This is a genomic window from Streptomyces sp. Pv4-95 (assembly GCF_045782725.1).
Classification (GTDB): domain Bacteria; phylum Actinomycetota; class Actinomycetes; order Streptomycetales; family Streptomycetaceae; genus Streptomyces.
Map to the genome: position 1 here is coordinate 3,165,147 of NZ_CP127172.1, position 21,359 is coordinate 3,186,505.

Annotated in this window: 19 protein-coding genes; 8 read left to right on the plus strand and 11 right to left on the minus strand. The window is 71.8% G+C overall.

The genetic code is table 11. From position 1 onward, the window contains the following. Window positions 1-199 precede the first annotated feature (199 nt). The 3 genes from QOM21_RS13880 to QOM21_RS13890 all read right to left on the minus strand — a co-directional run bounded on the left by QOM21_RS13880 (window position 200) and on the right by QOM21_RS13890 (window position 3,361). Window positions 200-1,267 (minus strand): GNAT family N-acetyltransferase, encoded by a 1,068-nt coding sequence (locus QOM21_RS13880; protein WP_407550205.1) that lies wholly within the window; start codon window positions 1,265-1,267, stop codon window positions 200-202. A gap of 118 nt (window positions 1,268-1,385) precedes the next feature. Continuing rightward, on the minus strand, window positions 1,386-2,660 hold the full coding sequence (locus QOM21_RS13885) for an Ig-like domain-containing protein (protein ID WP_407550206.1): 1,275 nt from the start codon (window positions 2,658-2,660) through the stop codon (window positions 1,386-1,388). A gap of 365 nt (window positions 2,661-3,025) precedes the next feature. Beyond that, on the minus strand, window positions 3,026-3,361 hold the full coding sequence (locus tag QOM21_RS13890) for a hypothetical protein (protein WP_407550207.1): 336 nt from the start codon (window positions 3,359-3,361) through the stop codon (window positions 3,026-3,028). 108 nt (window positions 3,362-3,469) lie between these two features. On the opposite strand from QOM21_RS13890, the gene QOM21_RS13895 reads away from it, so the two are divergent. Then, entirely contained in the window at window positions 3,470-3,826 is a 357-nt protein-coding gene (locus QOM21_RS13895; RefSeq protein WP_407550208.1) for a hypothetical protein, read from the plus strand. A gap of 109 nt (window positions 3,827-3,935) precedes the next feature. On the opposite strand, the gene hutH is transcribed toward QOM21_RS13895, so the two are convergent. The 5 genes from hutH to QOM21_RS13920 form a co-directional block, all read right to left on the minus strand. Continuing rightward, a complete protein-coding gene (gene hutH, locus QOM21_RS13900; protein WP_407550209.1) occupies window positions 3,936-5,480 on the minus strand; it encodes a histidine ammonia-lyase in 1,545 nt (514 codons plus the stop codon). A gap of 256 nt (window positions 5,481-5,736) precedes the next feature. After that, window positions 5,737-6,825, minus strand: a complete 1,089-nt coding sequence (locus QOM21_RS13905) for a diguanylate cyclase domain-containing protein (RefSeq protein ID WP_407555667.1) — start codon at window positions 6,823-6,825, stop codon at window positions 5,737-5,739. A 299-nt stretch (window positions 6,826-7,124) separates the two neighbouring features. Continuing rightward, window positions 7,125-7,913 carry an enoyl-CoA hydratase/isomerase family protein gene (locus QOM21_RS13910; protein WP_407550210.1) on the minus strand — a complete coding sequence of 263 codons (789 nt, stop codon included), beginning with the start codon at window positions 7,911-7,913 and terminating at the stop codon, window positions 7,125-7,127. Window positions 7,914-7,995: 82 nt separating this feature from the next. Further along, window positions 7,996-9,165 carry an adenylate/guanylate cyclase domain-containing protein gene (locus QOM21_RS13915; protein ID WP_407550211.1) on the minus strand — a complete coding sequence of 390 codons (1,170 nt, stop codon included), beginning with the start codon at window positions 9,163-9,165 and terminating at the stop codon, window positions 7,996-7,998. A 343-nt stretch (window positions 9,166-9,508) separates the two neighbouring features. After that, window positions 9,509-10,456, minus strand: a complete 948-nt coding sequence (locus QOM21_RS13920) for a biotin--[acetyl-CoA-carboxylase] ligase (RefSeq protein WP_407550212.1) — start codon at window positions 10,454-10,456, stop codon at window positions 9,509-9,511. Between the two features lie 131 nt (window positions 10,457-10,587). Here QOM21_RS13920 and QOM21_RS13925 point away from each other — a divergent pair, with 131 nt between their 5' ends. The 5 genes from QOM21_RS13925 to QOM21_RS13945 all read left to right on the plus strand — a co-directional run bounded on the left by QOM21_RS13925 (window position 10,588) and on the right by QOM21_RS13945 (window position 15,049). Then, window positions 10,588-12,177: an acyl-CoA carboxylase subunit beta gene (locus QOM21_RS13925; protein ID WP_407550213.1), complete on the plus strand. Its 1,590-nt coding sequence runs from the start codon at window positions 10,588-10,590 to the stop codon at window positions 12,175-12,177. A gap of 33 nt (window positions 12,178-12,210) precedes the next feature. Continuing rightward, the gene (locus tag QOM21_RS13930) at window positions 12,211-12,417 is read left to right on the plus strand and encodes an acyl-CoA carboxylase subunit epsilon (protein WP_407550214.1); all 207 of its coding nucleotides are present in this window, start codon (window positions 12,211-12,213) and stop codon (window positions 12,415-12,417) included. Window positions 12,418-12,564: 147 nt separating this feature from the next. Then, window positions 12,565-12,693, plus strand: a complete 129-nt coding sequence (gene mmpB, locus QOM21_RS13935; protein WP_393894533.1) for a morphogenic membrane protein MmpB — start codon at window positions 12,565-12,567, stop codon at window positions 12,691-12,693. Between the two features lie 200 nt (window positions 12,694-12,893). After that, window positions 12,894-14,378: a peptidoglycan D,D-transpeptidase FtsI family protein gene (locus tag QOM21_RS13940; protein ID WP_407550215.1), complete on the plus strand. Its 1,485-nt coding sequence runs from the start codon at window positions 12,894-12,896 to the stop codon at window positions 14,376-14,378. 59 nt (window positions 14,379-14,437) lie between these two features. Next, window positions 14,438-15,049 carry a nucleoside triphosphate pyrophosphatase gene (locus QOM21_RS13945; RefSeq protein WP_407550216.1) on the plus strand — a complete coding sequence of 204 codons (612 nt, stop codon included), beginning with the start codon at window positions 14,438-14,440 and terminating at the stop codon, window positions 15,047-15,049. A 163-nt stretch (window positions 15,050-15,212) separates the two neighbouring features. On the opposite strand, the gene QOM21_RS13950 is transcribed toward QOM21_RS13945, so the two are convergent. Then, window positions 15,213-15,686 (minus strand): hypothetical protein, encoded by a 474-nt coding sequence (locus tag QOM21_RS13950; protein WP_407550217.1) that lies wholly within the window; start codon window positions 15,684-15,686, stop codon window positions 15,213-15,215. A 469-nt stretch (window positions 15,687-16,155) separates the two neighbouring features. Between QOM21_RS13950 and QOM21_RS13955 the strand changes: the two genes are divergently transcribed. Then, window positions 16,156-17,925 (plus strand): acetyl/propionyl/methylcrotonyl-CoA carboxylase subunit alpha, encoded by a 1,770-nt coding sequence (locus QOM21_RS13955; RefSeq protein WP_407550218.1) that lies wholly within the window; start codon window positions 16,156-16,158, stop codon window positions 17,923-17,925. Between the two features lie 69 nt (window positions 17,926-17,994). On the opposite strand, the gene QOM21_RS13960 is transcribed toward QOM21_RS13955, so the two are convergent. After that, window positions 17,995-19,179: an alpha/beta hydrolase gene (locus QOM21_RS13960; protein ID WP_407550219.1), complete on the minus strand. Its 1,185-nt coding sequence runs from the start codon at window positions 19,177-19,179 to the stop codon at window positions 17,995-17,997. 394 nt (window positions 19,180-19,573) lie between these two features. On the opposite strand from QOM21_RS13960, the gene QOM21_RS13965 reads away from it, so the two are divergent. Next, window positions 19,574-20,230: a TetR/AcrR family transcriptional regulator gene (locus tag QOM21_RS13965; RefSeq protein WP_407550220.1), complete on the plus strand. Its 657-nt coding sequence runs from the start codon at window positions 19,574-19,576 to the stop codon at window positions 20,228-20,230. Window positions 20,231-20,323: 93 nt separating this feature from the next. Here QOM21_RS13965 and QOM21_RS13970 read toward each other — a convergent pair whose 3' ends face one another. Beyond that, entirely contained in the window at window positions 20,324-21,268 is a 945-nt protein-coding gene (locus QOM21_RS13970) for a DeoR/GlpR family DNA-binding transcription regulator (protein WP_407555668.1), read from the minus strand. Window positions 21,269-21,359: the final 91 nt, after the last annotated feature.

Here is a 21,359-nt window from a genome sequence, read left to right on the forward strand (position 1 = left end):
GCCTTCACTCTACGGAGGCGGGGCGGGAGCCCCGACGAGGGAGGCCGGGTCCGGCCGAGAGCCCCAAGGCCGAAGCCCAGCCCCCACCCCCCGGCCAGCGAACCCCGAGCCCGCGCAGCCCGCAGCCCGCAGCCCGCAGCCCGCAGCCCGCAGCCCGCAGCGAACGGTCCGCCCCAGCCGGCTCGCCCGCCCGCCCGCCTCAGAACCGGACCTGATAGACCCCCACGCCGCCCTCCGGCCGGTAGCCGAGGGCCGCGTTGACCGACCGCATCGGCCGGTTGTCGTCCGCGACGGTCGTCATGATCTCCCGTACGCCGGGGCATTGCCCGCGGAGGTACTCCAGCATCCGGAGCTTGACCGCCCGCCCCAGGCCGCGCCCACGATGGCCAGGGATGACAACGGTGTCGTACTGCAGCGCGCGGACGGACCGCGGTGTGGGCAGGACGAGTTCGGTGTACCCGGCGACGGTGCCGTCCGCCTCGGCGACGGCCGCGACGGTCAGCATCACGCCGCCGCGTTCGAGAACGACCCGGGCCACCGCCCGCACCCTCTCGGCGTCCCACGGATCGTGCTGCTCGTCCAGATCACCGGTCGGCGCGTCCTGCATGGCGTCGTGCGCGCGGGCGTGCGCGACGGCGTGGGCGTCCGGGACCACGCCGCTCCAGACCACGAAGCGATAGCCGTCGGGGGCCGCCAGGGACTTCCCCTCCACGCCCACCCGCGCCTCCGGCACCTCCTGCACGTACGCCACCAACGGCAGGGCGCACTCCGCGCCCTGCGCGACGGCGAACTTCTCGCCCAACCCGCCCCGTTGGACCGCTGAACTCACCGACGTACGGCCCTCCGCCGCGAGGACGGCGCACACCTCGACCCACAGCGCGCGGCCCACAGCGCGGCCGCGGTGGGCCGGGTGGACCGTCAGGGTGTCGAGGAAGGCGTTGCCGGCGTTCTCCTTCGTGTCGAAGAGACGGAGGAGGGCGACTCCCGCGAAATCCCCGCCATCACCGGGGGCAGGCAGGGCGAAGGCGACGGTGCGGCTGTTCGGGGAGGGGACCCGCAGCCGGCCTTCCTCGGCGGCACGTTCGGGGGCGGGGGTGCTCGGCCGGTCCTGCCGGTGGGCGGCCGCGAGCACCGCATGCCAGGCGTCGATGTCCATCTCCGCCACGGGTATGGGGCCGACGAGACCACCGCGGCCCCCACGACCATCGAGGTCACCACGGTCGCCGCGGGGCGCGCCGGCCGCTTCATCTCCGGGAAGCTTCTCCATGCGGCGCACCGTACGCAGCGCCGACGCCCGGTGCGCCGCATTTATCGGCATCACCGGGCGTCGGTCACTGTGCGTCATGATTTTCGGCTCTTACCGGCCAACCGGCGGCCGGGTTGCTTCAGTTGGTGCCCTGCGACTGCAGCGCGCTGCCGGCCACCCACTGCGACCAGTCCATGTTCCAGCCGTTGAGGCCGTTGTCGGGCTTGACGGTCTTGTCCGGGGAGTTGACGACGTTGACCACGTCACCGAGCTGCGAGTGGTCGAAGAACCACGCGCCGTCCGTGGTGGAGTCGTCCGCGCCCTTGGCGTCCTCCATGCCGATGCAGCCGTGGCTGGTGTTCGCCTTGCCGAAGATGCCCTTGCCCCAGTAGTTGCCGTGGATGAAGGTGCCGGACGCCGACAGGCGCATGGCGTGCGGGACGTCGGGGATGTCGTACTCGCCCTTGCCGTCCTTCTTCTTGAAGCCGACCGTGGAGCCGTCCATGCGGGTCTGCTTGAACCGCTCCGAGATGACCATCTGGCCGTTGTAGGTCGGGTTCTCCTCGCCGCCGGCCGATATCGGGATGGTCTTGACGGTCTTGCCGTCGCGGACCACGGTCATCTCGTGCGCCTTGGTGTCGACGGTGCTGACCTGCGAGTGGCCGACGTCGAAGCTGACGGTCTTGTTCTGGATGCCCTTGACGCCGGGCGACGCCTCGACGTCGTCCAGGCCGAGCTTCATGGTGACCTTGGAGTTCGCCTTCCAGTACTCCTGGGGGCGGAAGTCCAGGCGGGTGTCGTCGAACCAGTGGCCCACGACCTTCTGGTTGCTGCTCGACGCGACCTTGATCGCGGACTCGACTTCCTTCTTGTTCTTCACCGGCTTGTCGAAGTTCAGCGACACCGGCATGCCGACGCCGACGGTCGAGCCGTCCTCCGGCGTGAAGTTTCCGATGAAGCTGTTGGCCGAGGAGACCGTGGTGAAGCTGGAGTTCTCCACCGCCTTGCGCTTCTTGGAGTCCACCGCGTGCGCGGTGACCTTGTACTTCGTCGCGCGGGACAGCGGGGCGTCGGGCTTCCAGGAGGAACCGTCGGCGGACAGGGTGCCCTGGACGGTCTCGTCGGATTCGACGGCGGTCATGGTGACGTCGGTGAGCTTTCCGCCACTGGCGGTCACCCTGGCGTCACCGTTGATGCCGGCGTTGGTCGTGCCGTCCTCGGGTGAAATCTTGATCTTGGCCTTCGAGGCGTCCTTCGCGGCCGCCGCATCCACCTGCTGAGACGTGTCGTGCCGGGCTTCGCCGCCACCGGTCCCCCCGCTGCCCCCGCCGTCGCCGCACGCCGAGAGCGTGATGGCGCCCCCGACCAGCACGGCAGTGGCTATGAGGCCCTTGCGGCGCTTACTGTCCGTCATTACACACATTCCCATCGTTGCGATCCTCAACTCCCCCGAGTTGACGACTGGACGCAGGCATTCCGGCCGACGTCTTATGAACGTCTTTTCCGTTTCGCCCGTTCCATGCATGCGAAAGGTGTGGGGAAGGACACCCGGCCCCGAACGTGGTCGACCCCTGCGCGGCGAGCAGCCGCACAGGGGTCGTGACCAGCGGGTTTGTCATCCGCAGGGGTTGTCGCGCACCACGGGGTGCGCGGAATCGGACACCGGGGGGGGACGGTCGGCCCGGGAACTTCCGGCGATCGGGATCCCGGAATGCGGGACAGCGGGACGCCCGGGGCCGGGCGGCCGGGGCGGCCCGGCCCCGGCGGGTCAGGTCCCCTCTACCGCTCTACCGCGTCATCGGCCAGATCCCACTCCGCCGCGTCCCACTCGGCCTCCGGGTCGTAGTCGGTCAGCTCCTCGCTGCTCCAGGACGCCTGCGCCAGTTCGGTGCCCGGTACGGCGTTGACGAGGTCGAACGGGTCGACGAGATGCGCAAGCGCCTCCGCGGGATCCTCCTTGACCGTCTCCAGGGCCTGCCCGCGCTCCTCCTCCGGCAGGGCGGGATCGCCGCCGATGTGGTCCATGGCCGCGCCGGTCAGCTCGCCGGTGTCGGTGATCTCCAGGACCAGCTCGACATGAAGCCGTACAAAACGTGATGCCTCACCATTGCTCATACCACGGAGCGTAAGCATGTCCGGGTCCCGACTTCCCCGCGACCCGCGGCGGTCACTAACATCTGCGATCACCGGCCAATTCGCCGAACCCACAAGGGGGATCGCTCCGTGACCGCACGTCGACCACTGCTGACCGCCGCTGCCGCGGGATCGGTGCTGTTCGCCCTGTGGTTCGTACCGTCCGCGAACGCCATCGTGGGCGAGGACGGGGTGACGCATTCCCGCCTGCGGGCGGCGCAGCAGCCGGCGGCGTCCGAGGGCGCGGAACGCGCCGGTGCCGCCGCACAGCAGGCCGGCAGCCGGGCCGCGACCGCCCGGTCGGCCGCCGCCGCGGCACCCCAGCGTTTCCTGGCCGACACCGGCAGCCCGGACACCACGCCCTATGTGATCGGCGGCGTCGCCTGCCTCGCCCTCGGCGCCGGCCTGGTCAGCTACTCCCTCCAGCGCACCCGCGGCGTCGCCTGAGCAAACGGGCCCACGCCCCCGCACGGACGGCAGCGGGGGCCGGAACGGGGCAAAAAACGGCCGCGGGCCGAGCGCATCGCGCCCGGCCCGTGCCCATCGAGCGGGACCGTCAGGCCAGCTCGCCCGTGACCGACTCCACGGCCTCGACCAGCTTCCCGGCCCGCACGAACGCGTACGCGCCCTCCAGGTCCGGCGCCAGGAAGCGGTCCTCACCCGGGCCCTGGATGCCCGCGGCGCGGACCGCGTCCACCACCGCTCGGGTGGCGGGGGCCGGCGTCAGCCCCTCACGCATCTCGACGGCACGCGTCGCCGCGTAGAGCTCGACGGCGATGACCCGGGTCAGGTTGTCGACCGCGGTGCGCAGCTTCCGGGCGGCCGACCAGCCCATCGAGACATGGTCCTCCTGCATGGCGGAGGACGGGATGGAGTCCACCGACGCGGGCGCGGCCAGCCGCTTCAGCTCGCTGACCAGCGCCGCCTGCGTGTACTGGGCGATCATCAGGCCCGAGTCGACGCCCGGGTCGCCGGCCAGGAAGGCGGGCAGTCCGTGCGAGCGGTTCTTGTCCAGCAGGCGGTCCGTACGGCGCTCCGCGATGGAACCGAGGTCGGCCGCGGCGATGGCGAGGAAGTCCAGGACATAGGCGACCGGTGCGCCGTGGAAGTTGCCGTTGGACTCGACACGTCCGTCGGGCAGCACGACCGGATTGTCGACCGCTGCGGCCAGCTCGCGGTCGGCGACGAGCCGGGCGTGGTCGAGGGTGTCCCGGCCGGCGCCCGCGACCTGCGGGGCGCAGCGGATCGAGTAGGCGTCCTGGACGCGCGGCGCGTCGTCCTGGTGGTGGCCGGTGAAGCCCGAACCGTCCAGCACCTTGAGCATGTTGGCGGCCGAGGTGGCCTGGCCGGGGTGCGGGCGGATGGCGTGCAGCTCGGGCGCGAGAACCTTGTCCGTGCCGAGCAGCGCCTCCAGGGAGAGCGCGGCGGTGATGTCCGCGGAGGTGAGGAGCCGGGCGAGGTCGGCGCAGGCCATCACGAGCATGCCGAGCATGCCGTCGGTGCCGTTGAGGAGCGCCAGCCCCTCCTTCTCGCGCAGCTCGACGGGCTCGATGCCGTGTGCGGCCAGCAGCTCACCGGCGGGCCGGACGACGCCGTCGGGGCCCTCGGCGTCGCCCTCGCCCATCAGGGTCAGCGCGCAGTGCGAGAGCGGCGCGAGGTCTCCGGAGCAGCCCAGCGAGCCGTACTCGTGCACCACCGGGGTGATGCCGGTGTTGAGCAGGGCGGTCATCGTCTCGACGACGAGCGGGCGGACGCCGGTCCGCCCGGAGGCCAGGGTCTTCAGGCGCAGGAACATCAGCGCGCGCACGACCTCGCGCTCCACGCGGGGGCCCATCCCGGCCGCGTGCGAGCGGACGATGTTGCGCTGGAGCTGGGCGCGCAGCTCGGGGCTGATGTGCCGTACGGCCAGCGCGCCGAAACCGGTGGAGACGCCGTACACGGGGTCCGGCTTGGCGGCGAGGTCGTCGATGAAAGCGCGGGAGGTGGCGACGGCCGCGAGGGTCTCCTCGGACAGCTCGATCCTGGCGGCGCCGCGGGCCACCGCGATGACGTCCTGTGCGGTCGTGCCGGACGTCCCGAGCACCACAGTGTGCATATCCATATTCAGGCACCCTAGAGACTGAATCGCCGGATGTCACCACCGGATTTGGGGATCACCCCTTACCCACCCGGCGACCTGCACGGATCCGCGCCGGCGGACCGGCAACACGACCCGCCGAGCGGCCCCCTGAAGAACACCCCGCCCGAAAGCCCACCCCGGACGCCCCGGAGGAAACCCGGCCGGAACCCCCACCGGCACCCACCACAAGCCCCACCGGGCGCCCCGCCGAAAACCCACCGCGCTCTCACCGAACACCTCACCTCCGGAACCGTCGGCGCTCCGTACCCTGCCGCCGCTCCGGGGTGTCCGCCAGCCGTACGACCGGGTCGTCCTCGCCGCCGTGCCGCCCGGCGATCACCGGCTCGCCCGTCCGCGCCGCCTTGGCCCGGTACTGCGCGGCGTCCGCCAGCCGGAAGAGCCGGCGGGCGCTGCGCACCGGGCCGATCGGATCACCGGTCGAGGCGACGCCCACCGCGACCCCTTCGCCGAGGTCCAACTCCCCCGCGCGTTCGCACAGTTCACCCGCCACCTTCACCACCTCGTCGGACGGCGGGCCGACCGCGAGCAGACAGAACTCGTCCCCGCCGAGCCGGGCCGCGAGCGTTCCGGGGAGCATCGCCCCGCACAGCGAGAGCACCGAGCCGAAACGTTCCAGCAGACGGTCGCCGACCGCGTGGCCCCGCGAGTCGTTCACCCGCTTCAGCCCGTTGAGGTCGCACACCACCAGGCTGACCACCGCACCGTCCCTGCGGTGCAGCTCCAGCGCCTCGTCCAGTCGCATGTCCACGGCACGCCGGTTGGCGAGGCCGGTCAGCGCGTCGGTGAAGGCGAGCCGGCGCGCCTCCGCGAGCCGTTCCGTCTGCGCGATGCCGGCGGCCGTCACCGCGGCCAGCACGGTCGCGAAATCGGCGTCCGCCCGGTTGAAGACCGTCTCGCCGTCGGGTCGCGCCACATACAGCTCGCCCCAGGCCCTGCCGTGCAGCACGATCGGCGCGACCACACAGCACCCACGGCCGCGGCGGCGCAGCGCGGCCACCCGCTGGCGGTTGTGGAAGCCGTCGTCGAAGGGCCCGTTCGCGGTCTCCACCCAGGCGTTGGGTTCGCCGCCACCCGCCCACCGCTCGTGCAGAAAATTGACGATCTCGGGGAACTCGTGCACCGGATATGACTCGTTGTCCGGGAACTCCCGTTCGTCCTCGGCGAGTTCGCCGACATTGACCAGCACCCGCAGTTTGCCCCGCTCGCGCTCCCACTTCGAGATCGCCGCGAACGAGCCCCCCAGGGCCAGCCGCACCCCCTGCGCCGCGGCGTGCGCCGATTCGCGCGGAGTATGCGCGGCCGCCATCGCCTGCGCCAGCTCCACCACGGCCCGCAGCCTCGCATCGCCCGCACCCTCGCCCGCCACCGGACCCTCACATTCCGTCACCGTGAGCACACCCTGTACTACAGCGTAGGAATGTTTAACCCGATTCGCCCCTTTCCGTACGCACTACACGTCTGCGTCATCCTTGAGACCACCGCGCCCTCACCCCACGCCACCGTCACCGGACGCACCGTGGCGCGCCCGCTCGGCCCGTACGGCAGCGGCCGGGCACCCCGCGCGGGCACCCGGCCACAGCCACCGAAGGGGCCATCCGGCCCTGCCTACTCCCCCGGCCAGTCCGGGTCACGCTTCTCGTTGAACGCCGCGACGCCCTCCGCCCGGTCCCCGGAGAAGGCCACGCTCCGCCAGGCGCCGTCCTCCAGGTCCAGCCCCGCACGCAGATCCAGCCCGTGCCCGAGCCGCATCGCGCGCTTGGCCGCCCGCAGGCCGACCGGCGAATTACGGGCGATGCGGGCCGCCAGCGCCAGCGCCTCCGCGCGGTCCTGGCCGTCCGCCACGACCTGGTCGACCAGGCCCAGCCCCCCGGCCTCGGCCGCCGGCACCCGCCGCGCGGTGAAGACCAGCTCGGCCGCCCGCGCCGCACCCACCCGGCGCGGCAGCAGCTGCGTGCCCCCGCCCCCGGGAATGACACCCACCGACACCTCCGGCAGGCCGACCACGGCCGTACCGTCCGCGACGATCAGATCGCAGGCCAGCGCCAGCTCGAAGCCCCCGCCCAGCGCGAAGCCGTGCACCGCCGCGATGGTCGGCATCGGCAGCTCCAGAACGCCCGTGTACGCGGCGCGGGTGTGCGGGCGCTGACGCATCAGGTCCGCGTCCGTGAAGGAGTTCCGCTCCTTGAGGTCGGCGCCCACGCAGAACGCCCGTTCATGGGTGGAGCTGAGCACCACCGCCCGCACGGAGCTGTCCGCGGCCAGTTCGGCACACGCCTCGGACAGACTGTCGGCCATCGCCGTCGAGACCGCGTTCATCGCCTTCGGACGGTCCATGACGAGTTCCGCCACGAAACCGTGCCGGTCCACGCCGACGAATTCCCCGAACCGTTGCATACAGCCCTCCCGGTTAACGACCGTTGACCTGACTGACCGGGATCATGTCAGGTCGCGGCCCGGCGGGACCAGGAAGGGTCGTTCAGCCCCTTCGGCTGAGCAGCCACGGCTCGATGACGCCGAGGCCACGGACGGGGCGCTGCCACATCGGCTGCAACGCGAAGCGGTACGACGGCGGCGGGCTGCCCCCGCTCTCCCGCGCGGCCTTCTCCGCGGCCGCGGCCTCCGCCTCGGACACCGGCGCATCGCCGGTACGCCCCAGCTCCTCCGCGAACGCCTCGTCCACCAGCACGGTGTCCTTCGGCGCTATCGACGTGAGCCGGCTGGCGAGGTTCACGGTCGTGCCGAAGACATCGCCCATCCGCGTGGTGACCGTGCCGAACGCGATGCCGACCCGCAGCTCGGGCATGGTCTCGTCGTTCGCCATGGTCTCGATCAGCCGCAGCCCGATCTCGGCGGCCAGACCCGCGTCGTCGGCCGCGTAGAGGACCTCGTCGCCGAGGGTCTTGATGAGCCGGCCGCCGTGCGCCGCCACCAGATCGGAGCAGGTGGTCTCGAACGCCTCCACCAGCTCGCCGAGTTCCTCCTCCTCCAGCCGGCGGGTCAGGCGGGTGAAGCCCACCAGGTCCGCGAAGCCGACGGCCAGCCGCCGGTCGACCATCTCCTCGTCGTCCTGGGCGCGCACGACCCGGCCGGTGGCCGCGGCGAGCTGCCGCCGCCAGACGTAGACGAGGAACTCCTCCAGCTCCGGGAGCAGCAGCTCGACCAGCGGATAGGTGATCTCCGTACGCGTCAGCCCGGAGTCCTGCGGCTCGGTCAGCCCCTCCAGGAAGGAGTCGATCTGCCAGTCGGCGAGGCGGGCAGTGGTCTGGCCGGTGGAACGGGCGACCTGTACGGCCATCGCCTCGCTCAGCAGCCCCGCCTCCACGAGACCGGCCAGCCGCCGCAGCGCCAGCACATCGGCCTCGGTGAGCGCCTTGACCTGGCCGATGTCGGCGAAGCCCATGGCACGCCAGAAGCGGGCCGCGAGATCCATCGAGACGCCGGCGCTACGGGCCGCCTGGAAGGGCGTGTAGCGCCGGTCGGCTCCGAGGATGAGTTGTTCGAGGCGGACGGCGATGTTGTTCTCGTCGTTGTCGCCGTGCTCCTCGTCCCCTGCGGGGTCGCCGGTGGTGGGATCGGCGCCCGCGGCACCGTCCGCATCATCGGTTTCCGTATCGCGCGGGGTGGCGCCCGAGTCGTCGGCGTTCACCGGCCGCTCCCTGTCCGATCCCTGCGCACTGCCCTTCCGATCACTGCTCGCCCGAGGTCCGCTCCCTGGCGAACCGCCTCAACGATACGGCAGGTGTGCTGTGGCTCACTCTCACATGTCCGCTCTGACCACGGAAGGGGTCTTGACGCGTCGGCGCGCCGGGCACAGGGGCGGCGGGGCCGCGAGGCGCGGCCCACCGCGGCCACGAAAGTCCGGGAGACGGGTGCGGCCGTTCGGTGCGTATGCCCGCCGGACGAGGCCAGCGCGGGCCCGGGTCGTGGCCGCGTGCCCTGTGCGCCCCCGCAGGACACCGCACGGCTCCGGCCCGAGCGCACGCGGACGCTCAGCTCGACGGTGCGCCGCCCCCACCGCCGTCGCCCCCGCCCCCCGCCGGGCGCAGATGAACGATGTCGCCCGCTCCCACCGGCTGCTGGACGCCGTCGCCGGTCGCCAGAACCAGACGGCCGTCGCCGTCGATGGCCACGGCCTCGCCGACGATCGCGGTGTCGCCGGGGAGTTCGGCGCGTACGGTCCGGCCCAGCGTGGCGCAGCCCGCCGCGTACGCCTCCTGGAGATGGCTGGCCACGGGGTCGCCGGCCGCCGCCTGCCACTCGCCGTACCAGTGCGCGAACGACCGCAGGACGGCCCGCAGCAGCGTGTCGCGATCGGTGTTGTGCGCCCCGGCGAGCGCGAGGGAGCCCGCGGTGGGCACCGGCAGCTCCCGCTCGTGCAGCGAGACATTGAGGCCGATGCCGACGACCACGCCCTCGCCGGCCCGCTCGGCGAGGATGCCGCCGGCCTTGCGCTCGTCACCGTCGACGGTCACCAGCAGGTCGTTGGGCCATTTGAGCGCCGTGTCGACGCCGGCCTCGCGGGAGAGCGCGGCGGCGGTGGCGACGCCGGTGAGCAGCGGCAGCCAGCCCCAGCGCTCCTGCGGCACGCGCGGCGTCAGGTAGACGGAGAAGAAGAGCCCGGAGCGGGGCGGCGCGGACCAGCGGCGGTCCAGCCGGCCGCGGCCCGCCGTCTGCTCCTCGGCGACGAGCACCGCCCCCTCGGCCAGGCCCGCCGCGGCCCGTTCCGCGAGGTCGGTGTTGGTCGAGCCGGTGCTGGTGACGATGTCGAGGCCGGTCCACATCGTCTCGGGACGCAGGAGGGCCCGGCGCAGGGCCGTGGCGTTCAGGGGCGGGCGCTCCAGGTCGCTCCAGCGGCCGGCGCCGGCAGCTCCGGAACCGCCGTCCCCGGCCGAGGGGCGGCCATCTTTGTCCCGGTTTTCCGGTGGTTGAGGCGTCATGGGCCCAGCCTAGGTGTGGTCAACGACGCAGTGCCTCAGAGCAGTCCCGCCGATACGCTACGAGGCGGTAGCCCACCCCGTATCACTCTCCGTACGAGCACCAGTCCAGGACGAGCAGGAGCCGCATCCCGATGTCCGAGCCGGAAGCAAACATCCACACCACCGCGGGCAAATTGGCGGATCTGCAGCGGCGGATCGATGAAGCCACCCACGCCGGTTCCGCCCGTGCGGTGGAAAAGCAGCACGCAAAGGGGAAGCTGACGGCGCGTGAGCGCATCGATCTGCTTCTGGACGAGGGCTCGTTCGTCGAGCTGGACGAGTTCGCCCGGCACCGCTCGACGAACTTCGGCCTTGAGCAGAACCGCCCGTACGGCGATGGCGTGGTCACCGGCTACGGCACGGTCGACGGCCGCCCCGTCGCGGTGTTCTCCCAGGACTTCACGGTCTTCGGCGGCGCGCTCGGCGGCGTCTTCGGCGAGAAGATCGTCAAGGTCATGGACTTCGCCCTGAAGAACGGCTGCCCGGTCATCGGCATCAACGACTCCGGTGGCGCGCGCATCCAGGAGGGCGTCGTCTCGCTGGGCATGTACGGCGAGATCTTCCGCCGCAACACCCATGCCTCGGGCGTGATCCCGCAGATCTCGCTGATCGTCGGCCCGTGTGCGGGCGGCGCGGTCTACTCCCCGGCGATCACGGACTTCACCGTCATGGTCGACCAGACGTCGCACATGTTCATCACCGGCCCGGACGTCATCAAGACCGTCACCGGCGAGGACGTGGGCTTCGAGGAGCTGGGCGGCGCCCGGACGCACAACAGCACCTCGGGCGTGGCGCACCACATGGCGGGTGACGAGAAGGACGCCATCGACTACATCAAGGCGCTGCTGTCCTACCTGCCCTCGAACAACCTCTCCGAGCCGCCGGCCTTCCCCGAGGAGGCCGACCTGGAGACCTCGGACCACGACCGCGAGCTGGACGTCCTGATCCCGGACTCCGCGAACCAGCCGTACGACATGCTCAGCGCCGTCGAGCATGTGCTGGACGACGGCGAGTTCCTGGAGACCCAGGCGCTGTACGCACCGAACATGCTCACCGGCTACGGCCGTGTCGAGGGCCATTCGGTGGGCATCGTCGCCAATCAGCCGATGCAGTTCGCCGGGATCCTGGACATCAAGGCGAGCGAGAAGGCCGCGCGGTTCGTGCGGACCTGCGACGCGTACAACATTCCCGTGCTGACCTTCGTGGACGTGCCCGGCTTCCTGCCCGGCACCGACCAGGAGTGGGACGGCATCATCCGGCGCGGCGCGAAGCTGATCTACGCCTACGCCGAGGCGACCGTCCCGCTGATCACGATCATCACCCGCAAGGCGTTCGGTGGCGCGTACGACGTCATGGGCTCCAAGCACCTGGGCGCGGACCTCAACCTCGCCTGGCCGACCGCGCAGATCGCCGTCATGGGCGCGCAGGGCGCGGTCAACATCCTCTACCGCCGCACGCTCGCCGAGATCGAGGACCCGGCGGAGCAGGACAGCAGGCGCCAGGAACTGATCCAGGAGTACGAGGACGCGCTGCTGAACCCCTACGTCGCGGCCGAGCGCGGCTACGTCGACTCGGTGATCATGCCGTCCGAGACCCGCCGGCACGTCGTCCGGGGGCTGCGCACGCTGCGCAACAAGCGTGAGTCGCTGCCGCCGAAGAAGCACGGCAACATCCCGCTCTGATCCGGCAGCATCCAGCCGAGGAGGCCGATTCCGATGTTCAAGGTCGTACGGGGCAACCCGACCCCTGAGGAGCTGGCCGCCGCACTCGCGGTGGTCCAGGCCCGCGCGGCGGCGGCCGCCGCCGTCGAGCCCGGCAGCGCCGCGGGCAACGAGTGGTCCGATCCGGCGACGGCGATTCCGGCCCGCCGGCTGCCGCACCCGGGGCCGCGCGCGTGGCGCACGAGTTTCTGGCCGCGCTGAGCAGCCGGTGACTCCCGGGCGTCGCGGCCGGGAGTCACCACCCCCGGGACAGATCGGTGCACAGTGCACTGACTAGTTCTTTTGCGTCGTGACGCCTGAGTACGCGTACTCAGGCGTCACTGCCGTAACGGGCGCAGGATCGATGTCATGCTGTGGTCAGATCCGCCCGACGAGCCACCCGAGGAGCTGCGCGAGGCGCAGGCGAAGCTCCGCCGGATGGGTGTCGTGCTGGCCGTGGCCGCGGTGGTGTTGATGGTCCTGCTCGCGGGGAGGTGACCCCGCGCAGCACCGTGGCGGGGCGCCCGCCACGCGCCGGAGGCCGTCGATGGTTCCCCCTCCCGGCGAGGTGACGCTCACAGCACCCACCCGCAACCATCGCCTCAGGAAACTCATCTTTCACTCCCGAAGAGCGTAATTCGGGCAGGCGGCGGCGTGGGCAGACGGCCCACGGTGCCCGTGCCGGGAGTGGGAGAGCGATGAACAGGCCGCTGAGGCACATAGCCGTCTTCTGCGGGGTGCTGGTGCTCGCTCTGCTGGTGCGGGCGACATGGGTGCAGTTCGTCCAGGGCGAGGAGCTCGCCAACGACGGGAACAACCGCCGGGTCAAGATCGAGGCCTACTCCTACCCGCGCGGCAACATCATCGTCGGCGGCAAGCCGATCACGGGTTCCGTGGCGACCCCGGGCGACTTCCGGTACAAGCGGACGTTCAAGAACGGCCCGATGTACGCCCCCATCACCGGCTACGCCTCCCAGGCGCAGGGCCCGAGCTTCCTGGAGGGGGTCTACGAGAAGGTCCTCAACGGCAAGGACGACCGGCTCTTCTTCAACCGCGCCCAGGACATCCTCACCGGCGAGAAGCCACGTGGCGGCGATGTGCTCACGACCATCGACGAGAAGGCCCAGAAGGCCGCCTACAAGGGGCTGACCGACCTGCACGCCAAGGGCGCGGTGGTCGCCCTCGACCCCCGCAGCGGCAAGATCCTCGCGATGGCCAGCACACCGTCCTACGACCCTTCCGACTTCGCGGGCATCTCCGAGGCGGAGGGCAAGCGGTTCCTGAAGCTCGACGCGGACAAGAGCAAGCCGATGAGCAACCGGGCGCTGCGCGAGGTCTATCCGCCCGGCTCGACGTTCAAGATCCTCACGGCGGCCGCGGCCCTGGAGCACGGCGCGGTCGACGACATCAACGCCTCCTCCGGAGCCCCCGCCCCGTACACCCTTCCCGGGACCCGCACCCAGGTCGGCAACGACATCGCCTCGGCCCCCTGCGACAAGGCGTCCCTGAAGACCGGCATGCAGTGGTCGTGCAACAACGTCTTCCTGGACGCCGCGCACCGGCTGGGCACCGACAAGATGCGGGAGACGGCCGAGAAGTTCGGCTTCAACAAGGAGCAGTTCACCCCGGTCCGATCGGCCGCGAGCGGCTACCCCGCCGAGCTCGACAAGCCGCAGACCGCGCTCACCGGCATGGGCCAGGGCAGTCTGACCAGCACGCCTCTGCAGATGGCGATGGTCACGGCCGGCCTCGCCAACGACGGCAAGCTGATGAAGCCGTACATGGTCGAGGAACTGCGCGGCCCCGACCTGTCCACGCTGGAGAAGTTCGAGCCCACGCCGCTGAATCCGAAGGATCCGCAGGCCGTCTCCGAGAGCACCGCGAAGAAGGTGCAGGAGATGATGGAGTACACCGTCTCGGACGGCACCGCCGCCAAGGCGAAGATCGACGGAGTCACGGTCGGCGGCAAGACCGGCACCGCGCAGCACGGCGCCGACGTCGGCGACGAACGCCCCTATGCCTGGTTCGTCTCCTACGCCAAGAAGAGCGACGGCAGTTCCCCGGTCGCGGTCGCCGTCTTCGTCGACCCCGAGGACATGGACATCCCCCGCTCGGAGATCGCCGGCGGCAAGCTGGGCGGCCCGATCGCCAAGTCGGTCATGGAGGCCGTGCTCGGCGAATAGCGGGCCCCGGCGGACGCCGGACGCCGCCGGCCGCGCACGGCCTCCGTACGATGGCGGACATGACCGAAGAGCCCAGCCCCCGCCGCCTCGTACTCGCCTCCCAGTCCCCCGCCCGCCTGGCGCTGTTGCGGCAGGCAGGACTGGCACCGGAGGTCGTCGTCAGCGGCGTCGACGAGGACGCGATCACCGCGGGTACGCCCGGCGAACTGGCCCGTGTGCTGGCCGAGGCCAAGGCGGCCGCCGTCGCGGCCCGCCCGGAGTCCGGCGGAGCGCTCGTCGTGGGCTGCGACTCGGTGCTGGAGCTGGACGGCCGGGCGCTCGGCAAGCCGGCCGACGCCGAGGACGCCACGGCGCGCTGGAAGTCCATGCGCGGCCGCTCCGGCGTTCTGCAGACCGGCCACTGCCTCATCGACACCGCCGCCGGCCGCCAGGTATCGGCCACCGCCTCCACCACCGTCCGCTTCGGCGAGCCCACGGACGCCGAGATCGCCGCTTACGTCGAGAGCGGCGAACCGCTCTTCGTCGCGGGCGCCTTCACCCTCGACGGCCGCTCGGCTCCCTTCATCGACGGCATCGACGGGGACCCGGGCAACGTCATCGGCCTGTCCCTCCCGCTCCTGCGCCGCCTCCTCGCCGACCTGGACGTGGCGATCACCGACCTGTGGACCTGAGCGGCCGCAGCGACGGCTGAACGCGCGCGTCGTCACGCCCCGCCCACGCCGGCGAGGCCGCCGCGGACCTTCGCAACTCAGACGCTGCGGGCGGCAGATGGGCGGAACGGCCGCCCCGCCCGCCGCGCGGGGACCTTCCGGCCGCCCGTTCGCCGGGCGGAGTTCAGGCCGAGCTGGGGGCGGGCGGCGCGCCGTTCGGGGTGCCGTCGCCGGTGGCCGGCCGCGCGCCGTCCTCGGCCGGTGCGTAGGACATCAGGGTCAGGACGAGCAGCGCCAGCACGACCATCGCCCCCAGGAACGCCACCCAGCCGACCAGGCCGACCGCCAGGGCACCGGCCACACCGTGCACCACCGCGCAGCTGATCAGCGCGATGCGGACGAAGCCGCCGGGGGCGCGGTCGCGCAGCGCGGTGCGCACCAGGACGACGGCGCAGAACAGCAGATACAGGCCGAAGAGGCCGCCGGCCACCCAGGCTCCGGTGGACATCGCGCGGGGCTGCAGGCCCGCCATCGACATCTGCTGCCTGTCCACGACGATGCTGAGGATCCAGTTGAGCAGCACGATCCCGACCGCCTCCAGGACCAGGACCACCGCTGCTGCCAGAGCCACCGGTCTGCGTGCCGCCACCCCGCCCACCCACTTCCGTCGTTTGCCGAACGCTGCGCGCCCCTGAGGCGCCTGTTACCGAGAAGTACAGAAGACATCGCGCACGCTAATGGGGCGGCCCCCCGCTCGTGAAGAGCCCGGGAACGGGTAATCGTCGGAGGAGGGGTCGACACGGATGCGTAGGACACCTGCGCGACCTGGCGGCATCGGGCGGAGACGCACGCAAAGTTTCCTTCGCCCATTCGTAGGGACTCCACAAAGAATTGACGATTCGCCGGAGGTCCGGGCCCAGAGACCTAGACCACACCCGGGAAGGTCCCCGAGGCCGGGATTCCGGGCCTACCCTGGGGTTTCAGGGGACTTCAGTCCCTCACTGGCGCGCCCTGCACGCTCCGTGTGGGCAAGGTCACCCCTGGGAACGGGTCGGCACGCGGTGTCGTCAGTCCCTAAACTCGCGTCGTTAAATTTGTTGCGGCGAAGCGCCAAGGAAGGATCCATCGTGCGCAAGGTGCTCATCGCGAACCGTGGCGAAATCGCTGTCCGCGTTGCCCGTGCATGCCGGGACGCGGGGATCGGGAGCGTAGCCGTCTACGCCGACCCTGACCGGGACGCCCTGCACGTCCGCGCGGCGGACGAGGCATACGCCCTGGGCGGTGACACACCTGCCACCAGCTACCTGGACATCGCCAAAGTTCTCGCGGCCGCAGCCGATTCGGGCGCGGACGCCATCCACCCGGGCTACGGCTTCCTCTCCGAGAACGCCGAGTTCGCGCAGGCCGTCCTCGACGCGGGCCTGACCTGGATCGGCCCGCCCCCGCAGGCCATCCGTGACCTCGGTGACAAGGTCGCCGCGCGGCACATCGCCCAGCGGGCCGGCGCTCCGCTCGTCGCCGGCACCCCCGACCCGGTCTCCGGTTCGGACGAGGTCGTCACCTTCGCCGAGGAGCACGGCCTGCCGATCGCGATCAAGGCGGCGTTCGGTGGCGGCGGCCGCGGTCTGAAGGTCGCCCGCACCCTCGAAGAGGTGCCGGAGCTGTACGACTCCGCGGTCCGCGAGGCGGTGGCCGCGTTCGGCCGCGGCGAGTGCTTCGTCGAGCGCTACCTCGACCGCCCCCGGCACGTCGAGACCCAGTGCCTGGCCGACAAGCACGGCAACGTCGTCGTCGTCTCCACCCGTGACTGCTCGCTGCAGCGCCGCCACCAGAAGCTGGTGGAGGAGGCCCCCGCGCCGTTCCTGTCGGACGAGCAGAACGCCGAGCTGTACCGCGCCTCCAAGGCGATCCTCAAGGAAGCCGGCTACGAGGGCGCGGGCACCTGCGAGTTCCTCGTGGGTCAGGACGGCACCATCTCCTTCCTGGAGGTCAACACCCGCCTCCAGGTCGAGCACCCGGTCACCGAAGAGGTCACCGGACTGGACCTGGTCCGCGAGATGTTCCGTATCGCCGACGGCGAGAAGCTCGGCTACGACGACCCGGCGGTGCGCGGCCACTCCTTCGAGTTCCGCATCAACGGCGAGGACCCGGGCCGCAACTTCCTGCCCGCCCCCGGCACGGTCACCCGCTTCGAGGCCCCGGCGGGCCCCGGTGTCCGTCTGGACGCGGGCGTGGAGTCCGGCAGCGTCATCGGCCCCGCCTGGGACTCGCTGCTGGCCAAGCTGGTCGTCACGGGCGCCACCCGCGAGCAGGCTCTGCAGCGCGCGGCCCGTGCGCTGGACGAGTTCACCGTCGAGGGCATGGCCACCGCCATCCCGTTCCACCGCACGGTGGTCAAGGACCCGGCGTTCGCCCCGGAACTGACCGGCTCCGCCGACCCGTTCACGGTCCACACCCGCTGGATCGAGACCGAGTTCAAGAACGACATCCCGGCCTTCGTCGCGCCCGGCGCGGACGAGGCCGAGGCGGACTCCCGCGAGACGGTCGTCGTCGAGGTCGGCGGCAAGCGTCTGGAGGTCTCGCTGCCGTCGTCGCTCGGCATGCCGCTGGCCCGTGCCGCGGTCGCCGGTGGCGCCAAGCCCAAGCGCAAGGCCTCCAAGAAGTCCGGCAGCGCCGCCTCCGGTGACTCGCTGGCCTCGCCGATGCAGGGCACCATCGTCAAGGTCGCCGTCGAGGAGGGCCAGCAGGTCGCCGAGGGCGAACTGGTCGTGGTCCTGGAGGCGATGAAGATGGAGCAGCCGCTGAACGCGCACCGTGCCGGCACCATCAAGGGCCTGACCGCCGAGGTCGGCGCGGCGCTCACGGCGGGCGCCGTGATCTGCGAGATCAAGGACTGACGCGGCAGCACGCACGACAGGCGCCCGGCGGCTCGACCGCCGGGCGCTTTCCTCTGCCCGCACGCCCTTCTACGAGGCGCCGACCACGTCCTCCGGGAAGGTCAGGGAAGAGCTCATCCACCGCAGCGCGGCGGGCAGTTCACGGCGCCAGGTGGCGAAGTTGTGACTGCCGTGGTCGAGCACGAGGGCGTCCGCCCGCATCGGCGGCCGCACCGCGTCCAGGAACTCCCGCGCCGCCGCATGGTTGCGCTCCCCCGTGCGGCTGGTGCCCACCAGCACGTTCACCTGCGGTACGGGCAGATGCGCCAGCCGCCAGAGCAGGTCGTGCTCCTCGCGCCGTCGGACGCGGTCCTTGCCGTCTCCGAAGAGGTTGCCGGTGGTGGGGTCGTTGGCGACCCGGAAGTCGGGCGAGAGCGCGGCCGCCGAGGTGTACGTCCGCGGGTGCCGCAGCACCAGTTGCAGGGCGCAGCTGCCGCCCGAGGAGTAGCCGAGGACGCCCCAGCCGCCCGGGTCGTGGCCGACGCGGTAGTGCGAGCGCAGTGCGTCCGGCACCTCTCGCGTGAAGAACGTCTCGGCCTGCGGGCCGTCCGGCACATCGACGCACTGGGTGTCGCGCGGCGGCGCGATGGTGGGCCGCAGCATGACGATGACGGTGGGCTGCATCCGGCCGGCCCGGATCAGCACGGCGGCCGTCTGCGGCACCCGCAGGTGCTGCGCCAGCAGGAACGTCCCGCCCGGGTAGCCGCTGAGCGCGACGATGACGGGGAAGCGCTGCCGGGCGTACTGCGGCTGGAAGTACTGCGGCGGCAGGTAGACGTAGGCGGGGTTCACGACCCGGGTCCGTCCGCCGACGATCCGGACGGTCTCCACTCTGCCCGCCATCTCCGGCGGCCCCTTCGGCAGCCCGTGGACCTTGTCCAGGCCCTCGGGCCCCGAAGGCTGTACGAGCCCCTTCGTCGGGTCGCCCGCGGGCCCGGCGGCTCCCGCGTCCCCCCACTTGCCGAGGGCGGCCGGGGCGTCGTCGTAGCGGCCCAGGAGCTCGTGCCAGGAGGAGTAGAACTGGAAGTTGGCGTTCACCGCCAGGCCGAGGGTGGCGAGGACGGTCAGCTGGGTTCCGGCGAGCATGCCGAGCCGCCCGAGCAGCGCCCGCGGCCCGCGCCCGGCGAACCGCGGCCACAGCCAGAGGGTGAGCAGCACACCGACCACCGCGACCGCGGCCATGACGTACAGCAGCGAGCGGCTGGTCAGTCCCATGACACTTCCTCGGAATCCCGCGACGTGTTTCCCCGGTGGGGCCCGCACGCCGTCCCCGGCGCCTCCCGTCGTTCCCGGGAGACCTCATTGCGCCAGGTTCGATGGCGTTCGGGGCGCCGGCGTTGCCGGGGTCCCGCGGAGTTCGGCCAGGCGCCCGCCGCGGTATGCCCGGCGGCCATCCGCCGTCCGCCGGCCGTCCACCGACTGCCCGGCGGCACGGCGTACGGACCAGGAAACCCGGTACGGGTCACCGCTCCCCCAAGCGTCCGGGCGTGAGGAAACGCTACGGGGAGGGCCGGGCACCGGCGGGCACGCATGCGGAGGAGGGCTCCGATTGTGCAATGGCATCCTGGAGCCACCGGGCCGGGACCGGCCCGGTCGAGGGAGGACGGCGATGGCGACCGAGACGGCAGGGCAGCGGCACCCAGGACGGGGTCCGGCGGCACAGGCGCCGGCGGGCCGGTATGCCGCACGCCCGATGCGTGCCGATGCGCGCCGCAACTACGAGCGACTGCTGACCGAGGCCCGTACGGCCTTCACCGAACACGGCACGGACACCTCGCTCGAGGACATCGCCCGCCGGGCCGGCGTCGGCATCGGCACCCTCTACCGCCACTTCCCCAACCGCACGGCCCTGATGGGCGCGGTCTTCCAAGGAGAGGTGGACGCGCTGCTGGCGCACGCCAAGGAGCTGGCGGACGCGCCGCAGCCGTGCGTCGCGCTGGTCGAGTGGCTGCGCGCGATCATCACGCACGCCAGCACCTACCGCGGCCTGTCCCGCGCGCTGATGGCGGCCTCGGCCGACGACAGCGACAGCTCGGGCATGGCGCGGTGCAGTGTGCCGATGCGCGAGGCCGGCGGTGCCCTGCTCACCCGGGCGCAGAAAGCCGGTTCGGTGCGCCCGGATGTGAGCATCGGCGATCTGATGCAGCTGACCAACGGCATCGCCCTGGCCGTCGAGGAATCCCCGGGCGACCCGAAGCTGGCCGACCGGCTGCTGACGCTCACCCTGAGCGGCCTGAAGGCAGGCAGCCGGCGGACGGCGGACTGAGCCGACGGACGGGCCGCGCCCGGCCGCGCGGTGGCACGGGGTGCGCGGTCGCGTCACGGCCCGGCGGTCACCGCGTACGGCAGCGGGCCGGCCTCAGCGCCGCCGGGGCGCCAGATCCGCGACCCGGCCGCCCGGCGCCTCCGCGAGCGAGGCGGCGGAGCGCAGCTGCGGTGCCGCACCACCCGGCGGGTGGTTGCGCCGCTGCCCCGGCAGCGGGACGTCCCGCCGAGGGCCTCGCCGGTCCGCGGCCGCGCCCTCCATGCCCGGCTGCCCGACCGCCTGTCCGGCGCCGCAACCGCCCGCGACGGCGATCTGCACTCCCTGGTCCGCCAGGGCCTGCAGTTCGGTCCCGGCCCGGTCGTCGTGCGCCGGCGGCTCGTCGGTGACCAGCCGGGTGATCACGTCCGTCGGCACCGTCTGGAACATGGTGTCGGAACCGAGCTTGGTGTGGTCGGCGAGCACCACCACCTCCCCCGCCGCCTGCACCAGCGCCCGGTCGACGCTGGCGGAGAGCATGTTGGAGGTGGACAGGCCGCGCTCCGCGGTCAGGCCGCTGCCCGACAGGAAGGCGCGGGAGACCCGCAGCCCCTGGAGGGACTGCTCGGCACCGCTGCCGACCAGGGCGTAGTTGGATCCGCGCAGGGTGCCGCCGGTCATCACGACCTCGACGCGGTTGGCATGGGCCAACGCCTGCGCGACGAGCAGGGAGTTCGTGACCACGGTCAGGCCGGGCACGCGGGCGAGCCGGCGGGCCAGCTCCTGCGTGGTGGTCCCGGCGCCGACGACGATGGCCTCGCCCTCCTCGACGAAGCTCGCGGCGAGATCGGCGATGGCCGTCTTCTCCGCGGTGGAGAGATGGGACTTCTGTGGAAAGCCCGACTCCCGGGTGAAGCCTCCCGGTAGGACCGCACCGCCGTGTCGGCGGTCGAGCAGTCCCTCTGCCTCCAGCGCCCGCACGTCCCGCCGTACGGTTACTTCGGAGGTCTGGACGACACGGGCGAGCTCCCGGAGCGAGACCGCTCCGTTCGCGCGCACCATTTCAAGGATCAGTTGGCGACGTTCTGCAGCGAACACGAAACTGACAGTAACGCCAACGACCGTCTGTTTTCAGCACGTTGCACCAATTAAC

Bases quoted from the DNA above. Each gene is read 5' to 3' on its own strand.
- QOM21_RS13920 (WP_407550212.1), bottom strand. From the start codon at position 10,456: ATGACGCCTCAACCACCGGAAAACCGGGACAAAGATGGCCGCCCCTCG.
- QOM21_RS13930 (WP_407550214.1), top strand. From the start codon at position 12,211: ATGTTCAAGGTCGTACGGGGCAACCCGACCCCTGAGGAGCTGGCCGCC.
- hutH (WP_407550209.1), bottom strand. From the start codon at position 5,480: ATGGATATGCACACTGTGGTGCTCGGGACGTCCGGCACGACCGCACAG.
- QOM21_RS13945 (WP_407550216.1), top strand. From the start codon at position 14,438: ATGACCGAAGAGCCCAGCCCCCGCCGCCTCGTACTCGCCTCCCAGTCC.
- QOM21_RS13940 (WP_407550215.1), top strand. From the start codon at position 12,894: ATGAACAGGCCGCTGAGGCACATAGCCGTCTTCTGCGGGGTGCTGGTG.
- QOM21_RS13965 (WP_407550220.1), top strand. From the start codon at position 19,574: ATGGCGACCGAGACGGCAGGGCAGCGGCACCCAGGACGGGGTCCGGCG.
- QOM21_RS13880 (WP_407550205.1), bottom strand. From the start codon at position 1,267: ATGGAGAAGCTTCCCGGAGATGAAGCGGCCGGCGCGCCCCGCGGCGAC.
- QOM21_RS13925 (WP_407550213.1), top strand. From the start codon at position 10,588: ATGTCCGAGCCGGAAGCAAACATCCACACCACCGCGGGCAAATTGGCG.
- QOM21_RS13970 (WP_407555668.1), bottom strand. From the start codon at position 21,268: ATGGTGCGCGCGAACGGAGCGGTCTCGCTCCGGGAGCTCGCCCGTGTC.
- QOM21_RS13905 (WP_407555667.1), bottom strand. From the start codon at position 6,825: ATGGCGGCCGCGCATACTCCGCGCGAATCGGCGCACGCCGCGGCGCAG.
- QOM21_RS13960 (WP_407550219.1), bottom strand. From the start codon at position 19,179: ATGGGACTGACCAGCCGCTCGCTGCTGTACGTCATGGCCGCGGTCGCG.
- QOM21_RS13890 (WP_407550207.1), bottom strand. From the start codon at position 3,361: ATGAGCAATGGTGAGGCATCACGTTTTGTACGGCTTCATGTCGAGCTG.
- QOM21_RS13910 (WP_407550210.1), bottom strand. From the start codon at position 7,913: ATGCAACGGTTCGGGGAATTCGTCGGCGTGGACCGGCACGGTTTCGTG.
- mmpB (WP_393894533.1), top strand. From the start codon at position 12,565: ATGCTGTGGTCAGATCCGCCCGACGAGCCACCCGAGGAGCTGCGCGAG.
- QOM21_RS13885 (WP_407550206.1), bottom strand. From the start codon at position 2,660: ATGACGGACAGTAAGCGCCGCAAGGGCCTCATAGCCACTGCCGTGCTG.